The following is a 19,990-nucleotide window of genomic DNA, read 5'->3' as shown; positions in this document are numbered from 1 at the left end:
GGATGTTGCGGGGGATTTTTTTATTTTCTAGTATATTTTCTTCTTATTTTTCAACCGTTCCTCAATAAACTTACTAAATATTTGCACTTCTTTTTTTATCCGTTATCTTGAGAAATTGAATCATCTGATAACAATAAATGTGCTTCTTCATAGGCACAAATAATGAGAATGGCATAATGAGAGAAGTTCGCGAACTACAACGAGATGAAATCCCATCTGTTTGGTCTATCGACCGCACTGAATTAATTGAAAACCTTTATCTGTATCAAAATGGCGAATTGGTGCTATCCAAACAACGGTTTGATATGAAAGGTTGGCCAGAAGGTGAACCTGAAGCCTATACCCCTCATTTGTTGGAAAGTTATGACCAAGGGGCGATATTTCTTGGGGTTTTTGAGCAGGGCAAGCTAATTGCTGCCGCAAGTTTAGATAATGTGTGGCGCGGTGAGCAAAAAAATTTACTGCAATTATCTTTCCTGCATGTGAGCCACTCGTACCGTGGCCAAGGTTTAGCAGGGATGTTATTCCAACAATGCGCTGAAATGGCGATGCAAAAAGGGGCAAAGGGCTTATATATTTCTGCGACGCCTTCAGAAAATACAGTGCATTTTTATCAACACCTAGGCTGCACCTTAATTGCACAACCTGATCCTGAATTATTTGCATTAGAGCCCGAAGATATTCATTTTATTTATCTATTTTCGTAAGTTTTTATTTTGTAAAATAAGTGTTAATTTATAGGGAGTGGAATAAAAAAAGCATTGAAATTTACTAAAAACTAGATATGATTGATAATCATTATCATTTAAAAGTGTTGAGGTCACTATGCCAACTAGCATATCAAAAACCACAGGTTTAAAGCGTATAGGCGCTGGCCTTTGGGGAGTCTTTGCTGTGATATTGTTGAGCATTGCTTATGTACTCAATAATATGGGCTTAGATAATCTAAAAATCATTATGATTATCATGATGGTAGCAACTGCAGGGATGTTATTTAATCGCGGTTCTCGTCGTTTATTGATTATCCCAGCTGTGATTTCACTTGCATGCTTTATGATGGCCTTTGTACTACAAAGGTAGCTCTATAATCTAATTAATAATTAAATAGAACAGAAGAAAGTGGTATCGAAAGATATTGATAATTGAATGGTATTCAATATAACGGTTTATTCAAATGATTTACTATTGTCTTATAGTAAATAGTCAGATAAGGCAGCGTTAGCATTACAGAGAAGGTCAAAAGGGCAAGACGTTATAAAAAAATGACTGACCAGTGGTGCGAAAGGGGGGACTTGAACCCCCACGTCCGAAGGACACTAACACCTGAAGCTAGCGCGTCTACCAATTCCGCCACCCTCGCAATACTGTCACATCAATACTACATTATTGTGATTTATCCAAAGTTAGTGGTGCGAAAGGGGGGACTTGAACCCCCACGTCCATAGGACACTAACACCTGAAGCTAGCGCGTCTACCAATTCCGCCACCCTCGCAATACCTAACTAAACTTTGATTCATCAATGCTTTTAACCAGCAATAATGTGGTGCGGATTTTAGGCTAATTTCGACGAACGTCAATAATTTTTTTATGTAGTATTTTTGATTGATGAAAAAATGGCCGGTGAGGGTTCACCCGCCATTAAGTCGTATGAAAAATTGTGCTTTAGTTTAATTCATTCGCGAATAAATTAACGCTTAACAGCTTGGTAAACTTTGAATTTTCCCGTTTTGGCAAGTACTTCATGGCTACCAAATGCTTTATCGAGTAAATCAGGGTACGGTAAGAAAGCATTCGCGACGATTCGCAAACGGCCACCTTTTTTCAGGTATTTAGGGGCTTGGTAAATCATATTTTCAACCGCACGATAACTGGTGTTTAGGCCATCATGGAATGGAGGGTTAGAAATAATCCAATCAAATTTATCGTTAATATCTGAGTAAGCATCACTCGCGATGACTTCGCCAGCCAGTTTGTTTGCCTCAAGAGTGGATGCAGCGGAATCTAGCGCAGACGCACTCACATCACTTAAGGTGAGTTTTAGCTCTGGGTTTTGCGAGCCGAGAACGGCGGCGATCACCCCATTACCACAAGCTAGATCAAGCAGATCGCCGCTCATTGGATCAGTTAGCGTTGATAACAGTAGATCACTACCGATATCAAGCTCATTATGGCTAAATACCCCTGGCAGTGCGTTAATTCTAACATTATCAATCTGATAATGACGCCACCAGCGAGCAATATCAAAGGTTGTCGGTTGTTCTAATTCACCATAGTACAAGCCACAGCGGCGTGCTGAGTCAATTTTTTGTAAGCTAGCGATCCCTTCCATAATGGATTCGGCGCTTTTAACACCACTACGGTTTTCGCCAACGATAAAAATTTGGCTACCCGCAGCGAGGTGAGTACAGAGGTCATCGAGTTGGAAACAGGCTTCTTGCTTGTTTTTTTGCCAAAAATAAATGAGAGTATCGCAAGGCTGGATAAATTCCGCGGGTGTTGTGACAGCGAATAACGCCATATCGCCCATTAACGGTTGTAAGCGTTGCCAGTGATGATACTGGTTGGTGATGACACGAACACTAGCTGCTTCTAAGGTTGCAGCGAGTTCATCCTGAATGTCACCAGCCAAAATGACATGACGATCTGTAAAATGTTCGAGATGGCGTTGAATAACTTCGCTGGCAGGTGTCAGTAATGACATATTCTGTCAATCTCCTAAAATAATAAAAAAACCGATGACCATCTTACCAAAGATAAGAGAAATAGCATTGCTCTGTTGGCGCTATTAATCCCCTTTGATAAGATGTGGTTGTAAAATTGCGACTGGAAAATCAAATGACACGACGTGACAGGCTTTTAGAACAAATGGGGATCACTCAATGGATGGTGAGAAATCCTGCCGTGTTACGTGGTGAACGTGGTGTAAGGATCCCAGCGTCGACTAAGCTTATTATTATTACTGATGAGAACCTTGATTTAAATAGCCAATTGCTAAAAGATATTTTTCTTTCCATGAATATTGCACAGGACGATGTGGTTTGTGTCAATTCAGAGCAATTAGGTTTAATCCCAACACCAATAATAACACCATGTTGGGTATTAGGTGATGAAATCCAGCCTGAAGGTTCAAAAGTCATGTTTACTTCACCTGTTTTGTCTGAGCTAAGTACAAGCTATAGCGCTAAACGGGCACTATGGAAACAAATTTATCAATATGATGAAAATTTCAACACTAAAGCAATCTGATCTCGCAACTGCTTACTTAATTGAAAAGTTAAGCCATGATTTTCCATGGACTGAGCGAGTTTTTTATGGTAACCAAGGGGAAAAATACCATAACATAAAAATATCCGTTAATAATCAGATTGTTGGTTATGCAATAACACAGTGTGTTCTTGATGAAGCGACCTTGTTTAATATTGCCATACATCCTGATTACCAAGGGAAAGGGTATGGCCGCTTGTTGTTAGAACAGCTTATCGAAGAACTTGTAAAGAAAGGCATTCTTACGTTATGGCTAGAAGTGAGGGAATCAAATGCATCTGCTTTGCATCTATACGATAAGCTAGGTTTTCACCAAGTTACGGTACGTAAAGATTACTACCCTGCTAAAAAAGGTCGAGAAGATGCTTTAGTACTTGCTTTGACTCTATTTTCTGATGAATAAATTTAAGTAACGAATAATTTATTATTAATATAATTAAAACCCCAATATGTGTCATAACATATCGGGGTTTTGTGCTGTTATAGACGACTATTTTTCAATTTCAGGAAGAATAGGTTTATTAATTAGTTGGATATTATCTTTTAACTCTTTTTTTGCCGCAGCTTGTGCGTTAACTTCTTCATTGAGGCCTTTGTATGTGGAATAACACATAATTAGCATCATGATGGATAACGGTACAGCCATGGCGACCAGTGCAGATTGCAAACCGGATAATCCGCCGGTCATAATTAGTACTATCGCGATTGCTGCAATAATGACCCCCCAAATGGTTTTAGTGACATGAGACGGATTTGGGTTGCCATTTTCACTGACCATTCCCAGTACAAATACCGCCGAGTTAGCTGATGTGATAAAGAAAATCAGTACCAAGGCAATAGCTAAGACACTAATAAATGTCGATGCAGGGAAATAATCTAAGAACTTAAACAGTGCAGATGTGACATCGGTTTTTACAGCATCTGCTAGTGCGGTTTGCCCTAAGTTTTGAATTAAATGGATGGCAGAACCGCCCATAACTGCAAACCATGCAAAAGCACTTAATACAGGAATAAATACTGCGCCAATCATAAATTCTTTGATTGTTCTTCCTTTCGAAATACGAGCCACAAAGCTGCCCACTAACGGTGCCCATGCTATCCACCAACCAAAGTAAAACAGTGTCCAGTTAGCAATCCAAGTACCGTCATTATAGGGTTCAGTACGAAATGACATACTGACAAAATTTTGGACGTAATCACCAATACCTTGGAATAAAACTTTTAAGATAGTTTGGGTTGGGCCAGATAGAAAGATAAATGCCATTAATCCGAGAGCAAGTATGATATTTAAGTTTGATAGATGTTTTATTGCCCCTTGTAATCCGGAAATCGTCGAAGCAATATAAACAACAGTAATAATAGCAATCAAACCAATTTGTACATAAATACTAATGGGCAATCCCCATAAGTAATTCATACCACTGTTAACTTGTAGTGTACCAAAGCCTAATGATGTGGCGATACCAATGACGACGGATAACATCACCAATATATTGATCCATTTCCCGACAGAGCCGTAGATCCGATCCCCAATCAATGGATAGAAAACAGAGCTGAGTGAAGATGGTAGTTTTTTTCTAAATTGGAAATAGCCTAAAGCTACACCGACAAGCGCATAACAGGCCCATGCAGAAACACCCCAATGCAGATAGACATATTGCATGGCTGCTTTAGCAGACTGTTCTGTTGAACCTTGGCCAATCGGCGGGCTGATATAATAGGAAACAGGCTCTGCTACCCCCCAGAACATCAAACTTATACCAATTGAGGCACTGAATAACATCGCAATCCAAGTGACTGTACGGTATTCCGGTTTGTCATTATCATCGCCAAGGCGTATGTGACCAAATTTGGAAAAACCAAGAAACATACAGAAGCTGAAAAAGATAAAAACGGAACCTAGAATAAACCAACCTAGATTGTTATAGATAAAACTTAAGGCGGAATTTGAAAAAGCTTCCAGCTTATCAGGAATAAATGCACCAAAACTGATTAACGCTAGGCTAAAAGCTAGCGACACGTAAAATACGGATTTTTTATGATTCATCATACCTCTTCTCCAGTTGCTCACTTATTTTTCTTTTATGAGAGTTGGCTTGCAGGGAATACTCGTTGTGTTTTAAGGATACTTTTTTATTAGATGCTACTTTTGGTTTACAAAGAATAGCCATGCAAAGATTGTGCAGTCAACAAGAAATTAACCAATTATTAACAGGTGAGTTAAGGGTGATTGATTTAACTGATTGTTATTATTAATTTAATCGTTTTTGGTTAAAAAATTATCAATATTTCATTTGATCATTAATGCGATCTGCATTAACATTCCTAAAAAAGATGTTAACTATAAGTTTACATAAGTGAGGGCAATTATGAGCAATGCAGCTAAAGTCATTTCGATTAATGATCACCTTGATATTGATAACGCATGGACAATCCCTGCGCGTTATTACACGTCTAATGATGTTTTTGAGTATGAAAAAGAAAAAATATTTGCTAATTCATGGGTTTGTGTCGCTCATGTTAGTGAAGTAAAAGAAAAAAATTCCTATATCACTCGTGAGCTCATTGGCGAAAGCCTTGTGATTGTTCGTGGTCGTGATGATGTATTACGTGGTTTTTATAATGTATGTCCACACCGTGGACACCAGTTGATCAGCGGTGAAAGTGGCAAAGTCAAAAATGTGATTACTTGCCCTTACCACGCGTGGGCATTCAAGCTAGATGGCCAATTAGCACATGCGACTAATTGTGAAAATGTGAATAATTTTGAAGCCGATGCAATGTCATTAAGTAGCTTCCATGTTATTGAACATGCAGGGTTTATCTATGTAAATATGACTGTAGGTGATCCTCAGCCTATTGAAGAGCAACTTCCTGGCTTAGCCGAAAAAATGCAAGAAGCTTGTGGAGTCATTAGCGATTTAAAATTGGCAGCGCGTTTTGTTAGCCACACTCCTGCTAATTGGAAAACTATCGTTGATAACTATATTGAATGTTATCACTGCCCAACCAATCATGTGAGTTTCGCCAGTTCCGTGGATGTCAACGTATACGAACACCAATTATTGGATAATTGGACTGTTCAAATTGGCAAGGCAAAACCCTCTGAATCCTCCTATCAGTTTGATGAATCTGTTTTAGACCCACGTTTCTTTGGTTTTTGGATTTGGCCAAGTACCATGTTCAATATGCCTCCAGGCGGGGATTTCATGACGGTAATTTATGAGTTTCCAGTGAACGCAGGGGAAACCTTGCAGCACTATGATATTTATTTCCTCAATGAAGAACTGACCGAATATCAGAAAAACTTAGTGGAATGGTATCGCACCGTATTCCGCCCAGAAGATCTGCGCTTGGTAGAAAGTGTACAAAAAGGATTACGCTCACGGGGTTATCGTGGCCAAGGCCGCATTATGGCAGATAGGCAACGTAGCGGGATCAGCGAGCACGGCGTTGCCCATTTCCATAAAATCGTCGCTGGTGCGCACACTGAGTAATCACGTTATTTATTATAAAAATAAAAGGAGAAGTCACAAATGCATCATTTAACTCACCCTGCACTATTTCGTCAGTCATGTTACATCAATGGGCAATGGGTTGATTCAGATAAAAAAATCCCTGTGACTAATCCTTTTGACCAATCTGTGCTGGGAACGATCCCCAGCCTGTCTGCAACACAAGTGGATGAGGCGATTGAATATGCTTATTCTGCAATGGAAGGTTGGAGTAAGCTGACTGCTAAAGCGCGTTCTATCATTCTACGCCGCTGGTTTGAGCTGATTGAAGCCCATGTTGATGATCTTGGGCGTTTAATGACGCTCGAGCAAGGTAAGCCACTGAATGAGGCAAAAGGTGAAATTCGCTATGCCGCTTCCTTTATTGAATGGTTTGCGGAAGAGGGGAAACGTGTTTATGGGGAAACCATCCCGCAAACAGTGGGAAGTAACCGCATTTCAACGATTAAACAACCGATCGGTGTGTGTAGTGCGATTACTCCGTGGAATTTCCCCGCAGCGATGATCACCCGTAAAGCAGCTCCAGCACTGGCCGCAGGTTGTAGTATCATCATTAAGCCTGCAACAGAAACGCCTTTTACGGCGCTTGCCTTAGCACAGTTAGCAGATGAAGCGGGCATTCCTGCTGGAATATTTAACGTCATTACTGGGGACTCTCGTGTTCTAGGCGAACGTCTAACTAAACATGAGCTTATCAGTAAATTTTCGTTCACCGGTTCAACGCAAGTTGGCCGAGTTCTATCTGAGCAGTGCGCATCGACGATTAAGAAAACATCACTCGAACTGGGAGGAAATGCGCCTTTTATTGTTTTTGATGATGCTGATATCGATAAAGCGGTAAAAAGTGCGGTTCAAGCCAAATTTCGCAATGGTGGGCAAACCTGTGTTTGTGTGAACCGTTTTTATATTCAAGATACGATTTTCGATGAATTTCAGGTCAAGTTCGTTGCAGAAGTCGCCAAATTGCAAGTCGGTAATGGCCTTAAAGCGGGAATTGATATTGGGCCTATGATAACGACACGTGCTATTGATGGTATGAATGAGTTGTTGCAGGATGCATTAGCGAGAGGTGCACGCCAATTAACCTTAGGTAATGAAGTAGCGGAGTATGGCAATTTCTTTAATCCAAAAGTCCTTGTTGATGTTGATGACTCAATGAAGATTGTTCATGAGGAAATTTTTGGTCCCATTGCAACATTGATTCGTTTTAGCGATGAAAATGAAGTGATTACTCGCGCCAATAATACGATTTATGGCTTAGCGGCTTATTTCTTTTCTCGTGATGTGAGTCGTGTATATCGTGTAGCTGAAAAACTACAAAGTGGCATGGTCGGTATCAATACAGGCTTAATTTCTAATGAAGTTGCTCCCTTTGGTGGAGTGAAACAATCAGGTTTAGGAAAAGAAGGCTCTCGATATGGTATTGAGGATTATTTAAGTACTAAGTATCTGTGTTTAGATATTGAATGATGAGAGGGGCACTGTGATGAACCAACAAAAAATTGCAGTCAATGTCAGTCGAATTGAGCAAATTAGCCCAAATATTAAAATGTTCGAGTTTGTTGCACAAGAGGGCGCGCTAATGCCTTTTAGCGCAGGCAGTCACATTACCGTTCATATGGGCGAGCAGGCTGGTTTGCAACGTGCATATTCGTTAATCAGCGACCCGCAGCAGTGTGGCAGTTATTGTATTTCTGTCTTGCGTGATGAAAACTCGAAAGGCGGTTCTGCATTTATGCATGAGCAGCTATCGCCAGGGGATAGCTTGTATTTGTCCCCAGCACAGAATTTTTTCTCGTTAGCACCGGATAACCAATGTAAGCATATTTTGATCGCCGGTGGGATTGGGATCACGCCTTTTCTCTCTTATCTCTATGAATTAGAAGAAAATGGAATGGATTTTGAACTTCATTACTGTTTTCGTGATAGTACAACGGCGGCATTTCTTGAACATTTACAACAGCGTATTGGCTCGCGTTTATTTCTTTATGACGGTAGCCAAGGGCAGCGAATGTCTGTCGAACAGTTAGTTAAAGCACAAGGAAGTAATAGCCACCTGTATGTATGTGGCCCTCAATCATTAATTAATGAGGTGATTGAAAAGGGTCATCAGCACTTGGGTGAATCACAGGTTCATTTTGAAAATTTTGGCGAAGTTGCCAGCGAAGGGGACTCATTTGAAGTCTATTTCCAACGCTCAGGCTTTAGTTTGGAAGTCGGTAAAGATGAGTCTATTTTGCAGGTAATCGAAGCAGATAAGCGCATTAATGTGGAATGTTTATGCCGTAATGGGGTTTGTGGAACCTGCGAAACGGCAATACTTGAGGGAGAGGCTGATCATCGTGACCACTACCTCGATGATGATGAAAAAGCTGAGCAGAAAACGATGATGTTGTGCGTTTCTCGAGCTAAATCTAAACGATTAGTCCTTGATTTATAATCAAAGTTGCCCCGCTTAGGCCATAAGTGGGGCAAAATACCTGTTTTAAATATCTTTTAATTCAAACATTAAAAAAGACTGTTTTTCATCATTAAAGTGTTGATAAGCCGTAATTTGCTTGTCTTGAAATACGATTTGACCACGCCCTGTACGAAATACTTCATCTAACCATGGCTTATGGTTGATCACTAATTGATATAATAAACGTTGTAGTTCAAGGTAATCTATTTCAGTCGATTGATTGTGTAAGTTGCTGGCTAATATTTCGCCTGCTTTATCTGTAAATACGACTAAATGATTGAAATGAGATAATAATACATCAAAATAGCATTTGATTTTACGTAGGCGTAGTTCGGTATTTTTACGTTCGGTGTTGTCTAAACTGATCCCAACCAGCTTTGTCACTTTGCCATTAGGGCCTCTGACTCCTGTTGCTCGGGATGTGATCCAACGGTAATCGCCTTCCCAGTTAATTTTAAAATCCATTTCATGGGCACCGCCTTCACGAATAATTTTGGAATAGCCATTAACCAATTTTTCTTTGGAGTCATGGCTCATTAAAGCCCAGAAATCTTCATTACTGGTGATTTTGATACCATAAACGGCTTCAACGTTGTCCGAGTAGTTCAATTCCCCAGTTAATAAGTCCCACTCCCAGGTCACGATATCTGCGGATTCTTGAAGATGGACTTCGTTGATGTTGCGCATGACGCCTGAATTGCTAACAGTGACTTGGTTATTGGTATACTCACCGTATTTCAACCATATCTTGTCGACATCCAATAACGTGGCGAGCTTTTCAAGATTATCTTCATCAATCATGCCGCCTTTCGTCCATTTGTTAACCGCTGTTCGGGAAACACCAAGGGCTTCAGCGGCTTTTAATTGACTCATTTTTTTCTGTTTTAGCAATTTCAACAAACGTTCTTTGAATGTCTCTGTTTCTGTCATCAATTCATGTTTACCTTATAACTTATGGAGTTAACTAAAAACCATGTGATAAGTGAGTAGCAAGGTATTGCTCTAGATTTTCGATAAAGACTCTAAGATTAGCACTCGTTCGGAGACTTCTCGAATATACAGCATAAACATCTGCAGTTTGATGCCATTGCGGTAACACTCGTACTAATTGGCCTGACTGTAACTCAGGCTGCACACTCCATTGGGAGCGCAATAGGATCCCTTCACCACTTAAGCACCATTGCTTGGCGACTTCACCATTATTGACGGTTAATTTGCTATTGGGAGTGACCGTCATACTTTCTTGCTGGTATTCAAGCTTCCATACCGCGGGGGCTTGGTTACGTTCTTTAATCGCAATACAAAAGTGCTTTTGTTCCAGTTCTTGTGGGTATTTTGGGTAGCCGTGTGTTGCTAAGTAGGTTGGAGAAGCGCACAGAATACGCTGGTTCCGAGCAATTCGCCTAGCAATAAATTGCTCAGCTATCGTACCGCCAATACAGATATCAACGTCAATGTTTTCACTAATAATATCGACAGACTTATCGGTCAAAGTGAGATCAATGCCTAATAAAGGATGACTCCCCCGGAGTGTGAGTATAAACGGGTTAATATAAGTACTGCCAAACCCTGTGCTACAACTGATACGTAGATTGCCGCGGATCTCTTCGCGACAGGCGTTCAGTTGTTGTTGCATCTGTTCCAGTTCAGCTAGCATCACTTCACTGCTACGTAAAATAATTTGCCCTTCGTGAGTCAGCTTAATTGAGCGAGCCGTTCTAAAAAATAAAGTTTGTCCTAAATTTTCTTCTAGCAACTTAATGCGTTTAGAAACATAAGCTGGGGATACCAACAGCTGTGATGCGGCTTGAGAGAAACTCATCAAACGGGCAACTGTGACAAAAACGCGGATATCCTCTAATGAAGGAAGCTTGTTCATAGTTTGTAAACCTAAGGATTACACTTCATATCTATACTTTATCACAGCAACCCCTAAACTGGAGAACAAACAGACATAATTCATTTATCAGAGGTTTTCACAATGTCACAATTTAACATAGCGGTTATTCCTGGTGATGGTATTGGTACCGAAGTGATCCCTGAAGGATTAAAAGTATTAGCAGCGGCAGCCAATAAACACAATGTAAAACTTAACTTTACCCATTTTGATTGGTCGTGTGAAACCTATCACCGTACAGGGCGTATGATGCCTGAAGATGGTTTAGAACAATTAAAGAAATTTGATGCGATTTTTCTCGGTGCGGTAGGGTTCCCTGGTGTTCCTGATCATATTTCGTTATGGGGGCTGTTATTACCTATCCGTCGTGCTTTCAACCAATATGTTAATTTGCGTCCTGTTCGTTTATTTGATGGCATTAAATGCCCATTAGCAGATAAAAAACCGGGAGATATTGATTTTTATGTCGTGCGTGAAAATGTTGAGGGGGAATACTCTGCGATTGGCGGTATTCAGTACGAAGGTACGGATGAAGAAATGGTACTGCAACAAAGCGTTTTTACCCGTAAAGGTACCGACCGTATCTTAAAATATGCTTTTGATTTGGCGCAGTCACGTGAGAAAAAACATTTAAGTTCAGCGACGAAATCCAATGGGCTATTTCATTCAATGCCTTATTGGGATAGCCGTGTAGCCGAAATGGCGAAGCAATACCCAGATATCAAAGTTGACCAATTTCATATTGATATCTTTGCTGCAAACTTAGTGAGAATGCCAGAGTTCTACGATGTGATTGTAGGGTCAAATCTATTTGGCGATATTTTGTCTGATTTAGGGCCTGCTTGTACGGGAACTATTGCGATTGCACCCTCGGCCAATATTAACCCAGAAAAACAATTCCCATCGATGTTTGAGCCGGTTCATGGGTCAGCACCTGATATCGCAGGGCAAAATATTGCCAACCCGATTGGTACAATTTGGGCAGCCGCCATGATGATGCAGCATTTGGGATGTCCTGAAATGCATGATTCGATTATGTCCGCAGTAGAAACAGCGATTAAACAGCGCCAACATTTGACTCGTGATATGGGCGGCGATGCCAGTACGCAGGCGTTAGGGGATGAAATAGCCCGTTTGGTTAGTGCTTAGTTGATGTATAAAGACGGTGTTTATTGAGTCAATTTAGTGAGCCATCGAGGGACTGTTTTGCCTGTTCCTCGATGCTTTGATTGTTAATACCCCCAAGATCTGCGAAAATATCCGCCAATTTTGATTAACAAGACGGATTTGCGACGCCAAGAGCCACATTGAGCCTCTTCGAATGCTTATACAAATCTGTATATAAACGAAAAGAACGGTTAAATGACAGATCAGAACTTTCTCCATGAAGTTAGCACACGCAGAACGTTTGCTATCATATCTCACCCTGATGCCGCCCAGCCTTTCAACGCTTAAAACCAACTTTCATTGCACACCACAATCACATCTCTACGTACTGAATTTAAAGGCTTTTTGTCTTTTTCTCGTTTCTTTGCTTTTCAATGATGTTCAAGCGTAACCTCGGAAAGTGTGTACAAACTTGAGAACAAATTCCGTTTTAGAGGCCTTTGGCGAAAATTCCATGACACAAACCTGTCTGTAGGCCTTGTGGTTACTGGGTTTGACGTAAAAAGTACTACCGTTAAAAAGAATCTCTTTTTTGGTAAATGTTTTCTTCTGTACCAAATTACAAAATTTAATGAGGGAGTTTATTGTTGGTGTAATTTTTGCTTTAGTGTTTGTTTTTGAAGATGCTTGAAGCGAACCAATACGGTTATTTCTAATTGAGATATCAGACTTACCTTCAAATTTAGTTGCTGTTTACACCATCATTTTGCACTTGTTTTTCGACTTGTGTGTACAAAATTTCCTGTAACTGTGTACAAACTTCCTCTTTGTTGCACTTATCTTCTGGCGATTTGACGCGAGTTCTTCTGTAGCCCTTGCTGTATAAGGGCTGAGCGACAAAAGTACTTAGGGAGTTTGATGCGTCAGTTCGCGATTATCAGCGAGAGTATCGCTCTTTTGTCGATGACAAAAATCTCCTTCTACTTATATGTAATTATGTATCATGTCATGGCTTTTGATATGCAATGGCTAATCTAATTTGTGTAATGTGAGTTACTATGATATGTTTTTGTATATAATTATTCTTAAGTGATGCATTAAGGCGTATCGAAATGAGCTATGTAACAGAGCAGATACTAGAAAGTCTTCGAGAAGCTCGGGTACGAAAGGGGTTTAGCCAGAGAGAGTTAAGTGCTCGTTCGGGTGTGCCTCAAAGCCATATTTCGAAAATCGAGTCTGGCAGTGTTGATTTAAGAATATCCAGTTTGATTGCACTTGCCCGTGTACTAGACCTAGAGCTATTGGTTGCGCCTAAAAAGTCTGTACCTGCCATCAAGTCGATCATTCGAAGTGGCCAAGGTATTAACGGCATCAGCGATGAGGGTGAGCCAATGTCGCCCGCGTATCAGTTAGAGGAAGACGACGATGACTAACCATGTCTCTACGCTCAACGTGTTGCTCTATGGTGAACCGATCGCAACGATCACCAACGTGGGTAATGACAGAACACTTTTTGCCTTTATGGATTCGTACATTAATGACGAATCGCGGCCTGTGTTAGGGCTTGGCTTTAAAGATTCGCTCGGTGGCCTGCTGACTAGCTTCAAACCTACCCAAACTAAGTTAACCCCGTTTTTCTCCAACCTTTTACCAGAAGAAACCATGCGTAATTACCTGGCTGAGCGTGCTGGTGTGAACCCAGCACGGGAATTTTTTCTATTGTGGGTACTGGGGCAGGATCTGGCTGGAGCGATCACGGTTGAGCCTGCGGATGGTGAAGCCTTACCACCTAATGTGTATCAAGACATAGAAGATGAAACGAAGACAGATGGGCCAATGCGTTTTTCATTAGCGGGAGTGCAATTGAAGTTTTCAGCTGTGCAGCAGGCACATGGCGGTTTGACGATCCCAGCAACCGGTCAAGGTGGCTCTTGGATTGTAAAATTACCGTCGTCTCGATTTGAAGCTGTGCCAGAAAATGAATATTCAATGATGGAACTGGCTCGAATGTTGGGAATGGACGTGCCAGAAACGCAGCTACTCCCTATTAATCGGATTACTAATATCCCAAATGGCATTGGCAAATTTGGAGATAGCGCTTTTGTGATCAAGCGTTTTGACCGTGCAGATGGTCAAGCTGTTCACATTGAGGACTTTGCGCAAGTGTTTGGTGTTTATCCTCAAGATAAGTACAAAAAAGCCAGTATGCGAAATATTGCTCAGGTTATCGGTATTGAAGGGCAAGACGAAGACATTGCTGAATTTACTCGCCGATTGGTGTTCAACACGCTAATTGGCAATGCCGATATGCATTTGAAGAATTGGTCTGTGATTTACAAAGATAAGCGTACTGCGTCTATTGCACCTGCTTATGACTTTGTTTCAACCATTCCTTATATCCCCGATGATAGTGCATCGCTGAAGGTGAGCCGTAGCAAGAAATTCAGCGATTTCACGCTGGATGAGCTATCACACTTAGCGGCTAAAGCCATGTTGCCAGAAAAATTGGTGTTAGATACTGCAAAGCAAACCGTAGCAGGCTTCCATGAGGTATGGGCGAAAGAAAAAGCGCATTTACCCCTCACTAAGTCAGTGATTGAAGCCATCGAAATGCACTTACGAAGTATACCGCTACGCTAAATTCCTAGTAGCTAGAGCGTGCATATCGATAAAGATGGTTTAACTTAATGCGATTTTACGGCGCTTTTCGCCGTAAACTGGAAATTTGGTAAACTGCACAATGATACCGGTGTCATGATAAGGCTGATCTTCTGAACAAATCATGCATCTTTCTGACCATCAACAAGTGATGAATCAGGCGATGATAGCTTTACATTGATTTTCAGGAGAATGCAGATGACAGCAGTAGCGCACCAGGTAACCCCTTTTCTAACATCTTACGAAGTGATGGCTCGTTACCACATTAGCTATACGACGCTCTGGCGAAGAATAAAAGATGGCAGCTTGCCGCAACCTCGTATCAACCGAAATACACGAAACAAGCTGTGGCACATTCAAGATTTGGAGGAGTATGAGAAGAAAGAGGACTGAGCCTCTTTCTTTTATTTTATTGTCCGAAACGCCAGTTGAATGGAAAGCCTGTCGGCTCAATGATGGTTTCTAGTTGTTGATACCAAACGTCGTAAGCATGACGCATTTCATCCAGGTACTGATATTGGTTGTAGATAGCATCCAACCCTTTTTTGCTGTGGCCAATCATCAACTCGGCAACTTCTTGCGTGGTGATGGCTGACATTCGCGTTCGCATCGTTCTGCGAAGATCATGCATAGACCAGTGTTCCATCTCAATACCAAGCGATCTGCGAGCCCAGATTTTCACATTGTTAGGAATAGTGGTATCAAAGCCATTTGTGGCAAGCCCTTCTTGTCCGTTCGCGGGAAACAAGTAAGTTGATTTGCTCATCTCCATCGCCAGTTCAATCAGCTCGATAGCTGGTTTGATTAATGGCCGCATGATCGGCGCTCCAATTTTCTCACCTTGTTTGCGGATCTCTATGGGCACTGTCCACATTGCTGATTGCAAGTCAAAGTGATGCTTTTCAGCTTGAATGAGTTCTCCCTTACGGCCTCCCAATAACAGAAGCAATTTTATGTAGATGCGATTCTTCTCAGTGATTTTTGACTCATGCAAATAGCGCCAAAGTATCCTGATCTCGTTGTCATTTAGCACCCGAGTTCGTTTGCCTTTCTTACCGCCAACCTTCTTTGCTGTGATCCCCGCAGCAGCGTTAATTTCCAAAATTTGTTCATCAATCAGCCAGTCATAGAACTTATGCAGTACAGACACTAGGCGTTCTGTGTTTGAAGGGGACGACTCCGAAACCTCACGAAGACAGTTTCTTAAGGACAATTCATTGATGTCAGTTAATGGGTACTTGCCAAGTCGGGGCAGCAAATATATTTCAATGCTGCGTTTTTGGAAGTGCCACGTTTTCTCCTTTAGCCCTTGCTTACCGGCAGAGTCTATCCAGTCTCGAAAAATCGATTCGAAGCTTTGGTTGGCAGAATACTTGGCCCGTTCCTGCTGAAGGTAGAGCTTGGGATTTCTGCCCTGATCAAGTACTGCCCTTAACCTATCCAGCTCATTCCTGGCTTCAGCAAGCTTCATAAGTGGGTAAGTACCAATGTCTACCCGCTGTTGCTTGCCATCGAACCGATAACGAAACTGAAAAACAATTTTGCCCTTGGGTGATACCCGAGCACTTAGCCCATCTCGGTCGGCTTTTACTACGGTTTCTTTTACTTCTTTATTTAACCTGGCATCGAGCCAGCTAACTGATAACGCCATGTTATAAGCCCAGCCCTAGTTTTGATTTTAATGATTGTTTACGTGATTCTGCTTTGGGTTCTGGCGCTGTACTCACAGAAGTAATTTCAACTTCTGGAGCATGGCCATCCACCGGTACAGATGCCGTGGATAGATTGGGTTGGCTCATGTGAATTAACCCAAAGGTGGCCAGCATCCGCAGACGCTCAGCGCGTTCCCGTGGTGGCGTCTTTTCCAATTCTTTGAGCAGTTCTGGGTGGCTCCCTGGGGGAATGTTGACGACGACTCTCATAATCAGGCCCCATAAAACCAGAAGCCTCGGACGTTCGCCAAAACAGACTGTTCCGGCACGATGATCTTGCTTCGTGAAAAAATCTCCTTGGCCGCTTCCTTATAAGCCATGGCTCCACCTCCGGCGATCAATACCAAGTCCGCATTGATGCTTTCGTCACGCATGGATTGGCGCATGGCTGTAAGAGCAACAGGCGCTACCTTTTTCATGGCAGCATTCAGATAAGGTGAAATATCGACTTTTTCTCCAAATAGCAGCACCTGCAAGTCGCCGGTTCTCATGGCTTTTTCAAGTCGATCCATTCCGACTTTGGCACCATGATCTTCTGAAATCAGCTTATCAATCGTTTCCAGTAGCACGGACATTGCCTGAAGACTGGTTCCTGATGAGCTGTAGCGAATTTCCCCGGCCTCAAGGGCAACCCAGTCAACAGAGAAGAAGCCCGGATCTATGACGACTACGCGACCTTCTTCAATCAAGCCCAAATCACCACCTGTCTGAACCAGATCCATATAGGCACCGGCAGGCTGCGGCAGCACTTTGACGTCATGAACAGTGATGCTGCGCTTAGGCGTCACTTGATGGACACCTTTTAAACGCTGCACAAGGTCAGACTTACGTTGTGGTTCATGAAACTGGGAAACCGGTAATCCAGTGACAACCAAATCGATGGATTCTGTTTCAGCCATTAACAAGGCGGCATGAAAAAGTGCCTTATAGGTTTTTGTGGTGGGATACTCCGGGTGAAGCTCTCGTTCCCAGCCTTGAAGGCGTCCAGCAGGCACACCAGCGGCCCAACGCTCATTATCGACAGAGACATACAAACAAGTGTCATCATCGCCCCCACCGATACGCTCTGGCATACGATCCGCAGGACCGGCACCCGCAGGCAGAATAATGGTTTTCGGTTCACTGCCTGATTGGCCAATTGCCAGCTTCAGGTTCGAGTAACCGATATCTACGCCTAGTACAAACATACTTATCTCCTGTGCACTCAAAGTGCTCTAACGGTTTTCAATCAACCGCACTGGTCACGCTTGGGTATGTCCAAGTGCTCTGGCGGTTCACTCAAATGTCATTATCAGGATTCGGTGCACTGGCGGTGGGCAGAAAGGTGACAAATCCTTTCATCTATCTGCCTATTGCATTTTCGCAAAAGTATGAGAATAGGCTCTGTTTGGCGGCGGATGCCTGAGCTAAAAAAATCGAGACGCCAAACGTCGTTTGCATTTTGGCCTGAACTCGCCAAACGGTTTGTATCTTCATGGTGATACGTCTTTTTAGGCGTTTTTAAGTGAAATCGGCCTGTATCCCTTGTCAGGTATGGGATTGCACGAGTTGATTTATATCGAGACGCCAAACAGTGATTGTTACGGCAGTTTTACGTTTGGCGTTTCGATCCAAAAGCCAAACGGATAGTGGTTTTGGCTTTTGGGGTTAATTGGATGGGGAAATTGGTTTGGTAGAAATCGTCAATGAACAATGGAAAGCAGAGGTATCAGATTTACTTCAGCAAGAAACGGACAGGCTAAAAGCACTGGCACGAGCTGAAGTTGATGACTTTTGGGTTACCCATTACAAGGTTCGTGAGAATGAGCCCTTTAAAGACTGGGGGCTGCTTGGTGTCCGTATCAGAGACTTTAAGTATGGCTTTGGCATAGAGTGGTATATCAACAGCTTTCACGGTCAACGAGGCAAGCGTGTAGTCTTTAGTAAAGGTCTGCGTATTTCAAAGACGAAGCTGAAATACTCATTTTTGGACTGCCAAGGTTTGGCCAAAGAATGGGAGTTAGCGCTGGCCATGGAGAAAGAGGAATTTTTCAGTGATGTTCGACACCAGGTTGATAAGCTCAACATGCTGCGTCGCAGAGTGAATGCCTATTGAATCACAGGGTCTACTTCACTCGCGGTAATTGGTCCCAGCGTGTTGTATAGGCGGGAGATAAATGCTCTCGCTTCATCGACCAATCTTTCTTCGTACCTTGTCCAGCAAAGAAAACCTTTCCGGCACCGCTTTGGTTAATGGTGTCCAATACAGACATTAACTGTTGGCTATTAGAGCGGGTCGATACGTCATCGAATAGTCCTGGTTGAAACATGCCGGGATCGTAAAAGTCAGACAGCATGACGCCCGCTTTGGCATAACGAAAACCATCCTTCCAAATCCGCTTGAGTAAGTGATTGGCCAGCTCGATAAAGTCCCGCGTATCGCAACTGGGTATCAACAACTCACCCGATGCAGAGTTGCTGTACTGCGGCTCGTTGTCCTTAAAGGGGCTGGTACGTATAAACACGGTCAGCACTTTGGCTTGCTGCTGTTCTTTGCGTAGCTTCTCAGTGGCGCGGGTTGCGTATTCACATACGGCCTCACGTAACAATTCAAATTGCGTTACTTTTGCGCCAAATGAACGGCTACAGACGATTTGCTTCTTAGTTGGCGGGATCTCTTCAAGTTCAATGCACGACTCACCATTGAGCTCTCTGACGGTTCTTTCTAAAACCACCGAGAACTGGTCTCTGATGGCTCTAGGAGAGGCATTGGCGAGGTCTAGGGCTGTGGTGATACCCAAAGCATTTAAACGCTTAGAAAGCCGTCTACCAACGCCCCAAACATCATCAACCGGGACTAATGCGAGCAATCGACGTTGCCGATCTGGATTAGTTAGATCTACAACTCCTTGAGTGGCGGGGTATTTCTTGGCGGCATGGTTGGCCAGTTTGGCGAGTGTTTTAGTCGGTGCAATGCCTACACAGACGGTGATCCCAATCCAGTGGCCTATGCGCTCTCGCACTTGTTGTCCGAACTCGAAAAGGGATAGGACAGACTCAATACCGGTTAAATCCAAAAACGCTTCGTCAATGGAGTAAACCTCTACTCGTGGTGCCATCTCCTCCAAAGTGCGCATCACTCGACTGCTCAAATCTGCATACAGCGCATAGTTAGAGGAGAATGCCAAAATGCCATGGCGCTGCATTTCAGCTTTGATTTGAAAGACGGGTACGCCCATTTTAATACCGAGTGACTTGGCTTCACGTGACCTTGCGACAACGCAGCCGTCATTGTTGGACAGCACCACAACCGGCGTATCTTTTAAATCAGGACGAAACAGCTTCTCACAACTGGCGTAAAAGTTGTTGCAGTCCACCAAGGCAAATACAGGCATG

At 42.5% G+C, this 19,990-nt stretch carries 20 protein-coding genes and 2 tRNA genes; 12 read left to right on the top strand and 10 right to left on the bottom strand.

Going from position 1 to position 19,990, the window contains the following annotated elements; translation table 11 throughout:
- The first annotated feature begins 176 nt into the window (after nt 1-176).
- The gene (locus tag SJ312_RS11500; protein WP_110592449.1) at nt 177-707 is read left to right on the top strand and encodes a GNAT family N-acetyltransferase; all 531 of its coding nucleotides are present in this window, start codon (nt 177-179) and stop codon (nt 705-707) included.
- Nucleotides 708-825: 118 nt separating this feature from the next.
- The gene (locus SJ312_RS11495) at nt 826-1,080 is read left to right on the top strand and encodes a DUF1435 family protein (RefSeq protein ID WP_004905763.1); all 255 of its coding nucleotides are present in this window, start codon (nt 826-828) and stop codon (nt 1,078-1,080) included.
- A gap of 194 nt (nt 1,081-1,274) precedes the next feature.
- Here the strand turns inward: SJ312_RS11495 and SJ312_RS11490 are convergent.
- The 3 genes from SJ312_RS11490 to rsmC form a co-directional block, all read right to left on the bottom strand.
- Nucleotides 1,275-1,360, bottom strand: a tRNA-Leu gene (locus tag SJ312_RS11490).
- Nucleotides 1,361-1,407: 47 nt separating this feature from the next.
- A tRNA-Leu gene (locus SJ312_RS11485) sits at nt 1,408-1,493 on the bottom strand.
- A gap of 195 nt (nt 1,494-1,688) precedes the next feature.
- Nucleotides 1,689-2,702 carry a 16S rRNA (guanine(1207)-N(2))-methyltransferase RsmC gene (gene rsmC / locus SJ312_RS11480; RefSeq protein ID WP_319867761.1) on the bottom strand — a complete coding sequence of 338 codons (1,014 nt, stop codon included), beginning with the start codon at nt 2,700-2,702 and terminating at the stop codon, nt 1,689-1,691.
- Between the two features lie 134 nt (nt 2,703-2,836).
- Between rsmC and SJ312_RS11475 the strand changes: the two genes are divergently transcribed.
- Nucleotides 2,837-3,247 (top strand): DNA polymerase III subunit psi, encoded by a 411-nt coding sequence (locus SJ312_RS11475; protein WP_036958569.1) that lies wholly within the window; start codon nt 2,837-2,839, stop codon nt 3,245-3,247.
- A complete protein-coding gene (gene rimI, locus SJ312_RS11470) occupies nt 3,216-3,668 on the top strand; it encodes a ribosomal protein S18-alanine N-acetyltransferase (protein ID WP_102140296.1) in 453 nt (150 codons plus the stop codon). The genes SJ312_RS11475 and rimI overlap by 32 nt, the downstream gene beginning before the upstream one ends.
- Before the next feature lie 87 nt (nt 3,669-3,755).
- On the opposite strand, the gene SJ312_RS11465 is transcribed toward rimI, so the two are convergent.
- The gene (locus SJ312_RS11465) at nt 3,756-5,315 is read right to left on the bottom strand and encodes a BCCT family transporter (RefSeq protein WP_197739766.1); all 1,560 of its coding nucleotides are present in this window, start codon (nt 5,313-5,315) and stop codon (nt 3,756-3,758) included.
- Between the two features lie 319 nt (nt 5,316-5,634).
- Between SJ312_RS11465 and SJ312_RS11460 the strand changes: the two genes are divergently transcribed.
- Genes SJ312_RS11460 through SJ312_RS11450 form a run of 3 tightly spaced genes read left to right on the top strand, consistent with a single transcriptional unit; the run spans nt 5,635 to nt 9,220 of the window.
- Nucleotides 5,635-6,762 (top strand): aromatic ring-hydroxylating oxygenase subunit alpha, encoded by a 1,128-nt coding sequence (locus SJ312_RS11460; RefSeq protein WP_094962720.1) that lies wholly within the window; start codon nt 5,635-5,637, stop codon nt 6,760-6,762.
- A 39-nt stretch (nt 6,763-6,801) separates the two neighbouring features.
- Nucleotides 6,802-8,250 (top strand): NAD-dependent succinate-semialdehyde dehydrogenase, encoded by a 1,449-nt coding sequence (locus SJ312_RS11455; protein WP_165879955.1) that lies wholly within the window; start codon nt 6,802-6,804, stop codon nt 8,248-8,250.
- A 16-nt stretch (nt 8,251-8,266) separates the two neighbouring features.
- Complete coding sequence (locus tag SJ312_RS11450; protein WP_036958568.1) at nt 8,267-9,220, top strand: PDR/VanB family oxidoreductase; 954 nt, start codon at nt 8,267-8,269, stop codon at nt 9,218-9,220.
- Between the two features lie 45 nt (nt 9,221-9,265).
- Here SJ312_RS11450 and SJ312_RS11445 read toward each other — a convergent pair whose 3' ends face one another.
- Both SJ312_RS11445 and SJ312_RS11440 read right to left on the bottom strand, forming a co-directional pair.
- Entirely contained in the window at nt 9,266-10,171 is a 906-nt protein-coding gene (locus SJ312_RS11445) for a helix-turn-helix domain-containing protein (protein WP_110592446.1), read from the bottom strand.
- Between the two features lie 34 nt (nt 10,172-10,205).
- Nucleotides 10,206-11,120, bottom strand: a complete 915-nt coding sequence (locus tag SJ312_RS11440) for a LysR family transcriptional regulator (RefSeq protein ID WP_004905744.1) — start codon at nt 11,118-11,120, stop codon at nt 10,206-10,208.
- Between the two features lie 102 nt (nt 11,121-11,222).
- On the opposite strand from SJ312_RS11440, the gene SJ312_RS11435 reads away from it, so the two are divergent.
- The 4 genes from SJ312_RS11435 to SJ312_RS11420 all read left to right on the top strand — a co-directional run bounded on the left by SJ312_RS11435 (nt 11,223) and on the right by SJ312_RS11420 (nt 15,296).
- Nucleotides 11,223-12,287, top strand: coding sequence for a tartrate dehydrogenase (locus SJ312_RS11435; protein ID WP_094962724.1), 1,065 nt, complete (start codon nt 11,223-11,225; stop codon nt 12,285-12,287).
- 1,070 nt (nt 12,288-13,357) lie between these two features.
- Nucleotides 13,358-13,678 carry a helix-turn-helix domain-containing protein gene (locus SJ312_RS11430; RefSeq protein WP_000122829.1) on the top strand — a complete coding sequence of 107 codons (321 nt, stop codon included), beginning with the start codon at nt 13,358-13,360 and terminating at the stop codon, nt 13,676-13,678.
- Nucleotides 13,671-14,885: a type II toxin-antitoxin system HipA family toxin gene (locus tag SJ312_RS11425; protein ID WP_032482187.1), complete on the top strand. Its 1,215-nt coding sequence runs from the start codon at nt 13,671-13,673 to the stop codon at nt 14,883-14,885. Before SJ312_RS11430 ends, SJ312_RS11425 begins: the two co-directional genes overlap by 8 nt.
- Nucleotides 14,886-15,101: 216 nt before the next feature.
- Complete coding sequence (locus SJ312_RS11420; RefSeq protein WP_032482188.1) at nt 15,102-15,296, top strand: helix-turn-helix transcriptional regulator; 195 nt, start codon at nt 15,102-15,104, stop codon at nt 15,294-15,296.
- 16 nt (nt 15,297-15,312) lie between these two features.
- Here SJ312_RS11420 and SJ312_RS11415 read toward each other — a convergent pair whose 3' ends face one another.
- The 3 genes from SJ312_RS11415 to SJ312_RS11405 are packed head-to-tail and all read right to left on the bottom strand — an operon-like array spanning nt 15,313 to nt 17,802.
- Nucleotides 15,313-16,554, bottom strand: coding sequence for a tyrosine-type recombinase/integrase (locus SJ312_RS11415; protein WP_032482189.1), 1,242 nt, complete (start codon nt 16,552-16,554; stop codon nt 15,313-15,315).
- 1 nt (nt 16,555) lies between these two features.
- A complete protein-coding gene (locus tag SJ312_RS11410) occupies nt 16,556-16,825 on the bottom strand; it encodes a hypothetical protein (RefSeq protein ID WP_022614393.1) in 270 nt (89 codons plus the stop codon).
- A 2-nt stretch (nt 16,826-16,827) separates the two neighbouring features.
- Nucleotides 16,828-17,802, bottom strand: a complete 975-nt coding sequence (locus tag SJ312_RS11405; RefSeq protein WP_025586926.1) for a ParM/StbA family protein — start codon at nt 17,800-17,802, stop codon at nt 16,828-16,830.
- Between the two features lie 464 nt (nt 17,803-18,266).
- Between SJ312_RS11405 and mobI the strand changes: the two genes are divergently transcribed.
- Nucleotides 18,267-18,710: a conjugative transfer protein MobI(A/C) gene (gene mobI / locus SJ312_RS11400; protein WP_032482190.1), complete on the top strand. Its 444-nt coding sequence runs from the start codon at nt 18,267-18,269 to the stop codon at nt 18,708-18,710.
- A 10-nt stretch (nt 18,711-18,720) separates the two neighbouring features.
- Here mobI and umuC read toward each other — a convergent pair whose 3' ends face one another.
- A complete protein-coding gene (gene umuC, locus SJ312_RS11395; protein ID WP_319867747.1) occupies nt 18,721-19,989 on the bottom strand; it encodes a translesion error-prone DNA polymerase V subunit UmuC in 1,269 nt (422 codons plus the stop codon).
- Nucleotide 19,990 lies beyond the last annotated feature (1 nt).

The organism is Providencia sp. CIM-Carb-044 (genome assembly GCF_033901115.1).
Lineage (GTDB): Bacteria > Pseudomonadota > Gammaproteobacteria > Enterobacterales > Enterobacteriaceae > Providencia > Providencia hangzhouensis.
Note: the sequence above shows the minus strand (reverse complement) of the source record. Positions and strands in the feature narration are given on the sequence as shown.

Bases quoted from the DNA above. Each gene is read 5' to 3' on its own strand.
- SJ312_RS11420 (WP_032482188.1), top strand. From the start codon at position 15,102: ATGACAGCAGTAGCGCACCAGGTAACCCCTTTTCTAACATCTTACGAA.
- SJ312_RS11405 (WP_025586926.1), bottom strand. From the start codon at position 17,802: ATGTTTGTACTAGGCGTAGATATCGGTTACTCGAACCTGAAGCTGGCA.
- SJ312_RS11450 (WP_036958568.1), top strand. From the start codon at position 8,267: ATGAACCAACAAAAAATTGCAGTCAATGTCAGTCGAATTGAGCAAATT.
- SJ312_RS11500 (WP_110592449.1), top strand. From the start codon at position 177: ATGAGAGAAGTTCGCGAACTACAACGAGATGAAATCCCATCTGTTTGG.
- SJ312_RS11495 (WP_004905763.1), top strand. From the start codon at position 826: ATGCCAACTAGCATATCAAAAACCACAGGTTTAAAGCGTATAGGCGCT.
- SJ312_RS11410 (WP_022614393.1), bottom strand. From the start codon at position 16,825: ATGAGAGTCGTCGTCAACATTCCCCCAGGGAGCCACCCAGAACTGCTC.
- SJ312_RS11460 (WP_094962720.1), top strand. From the start codon at position 5,635: ATGAGCAATGCAGCTAAAGTCATTTCGATTAATGATCACCTTGATATT.
- SJ312_RS11465 (WP_197739766.1), bottom strand. From the start codon at position 5,315: ATGATGAATCATAAAAAATCCGTATTTTACGTGTCGCTAGCTTTTAGC.
- rsmC (WP_319867761.1), bottom strand. From the start codon at position 2,702: ATGTCATTACTGACACCTGCCAGCGAAGTTATTCAACGCCATCTCGAA.
- SJ312_RS11455 (WP_165879955.1), top strand. From the start codon at position 6,802: ATGCATCATTTAACTCACCCTGCACTATTTCGTCAGTCATGTTACATC.
- rimI (WP_102140296.1), top strand. From the start codon at position 3,216: ATGATGAAAATTTCAACACTAAAGCAATCTGATCTCGCAACTGCTTAC.
- SJ312_RS11440 (WP_004905744.1), bottom strand. From the start codon at position 11,120: ATGAACAAGCTTCCTTCATTAGAGGATATCCGCGTTTTTGTCACAGTT.
- umuC (WP_319867747.1), bottom strand. From the start codon at position 19,989: ATGCCTGTATTTGCCTTGGTGGACTGCAACAACTTTTACGCCAGTTGT.
- SJ312_RS11425 (WP_032482187.1), top strand. From the start codon at position 13,671: ATGACTAACCATGTCTCTACGCTCAACGTGTTGCTCTATGGTGAACCG.
- SJ312_RS11430 (WP_000122829.1), top strand. From the start codon at position 13,358: ATGAGCTATGTAACAGAGCAGATACTAGAAAGTCTTCGAGAAGCTCGG.
- SJ312_RS11445 (WP_110592446.1), bottom strand. From the start codon at position 10,171: ATGACAGAAACAGAGACATTCAAAGAACGTTTGTTGAAATTGCTAAAA.
- SJ312_RS11435 (WP_094962724.1), top strand. From the start codon at position 11,223: ATGTCACAATTTAACATAGCGGTTATTCCTGGTGATGGTATTGGTACC.
- SJ312_RS11415 (WP_032482189.1), bottom strand. From the start codon at position 16,554: ATGGCGTTATCAGTTAGCTGGCTCGATGCCAGGTTAAATAAAGAAGTA.
- SJ312_RS11475 (WP_036958569.1), top strand. From the start codon at position 2,837: ATGACACGACGTGACAGGCTTTTAGAACAAATGGGGATCACTCAATGG.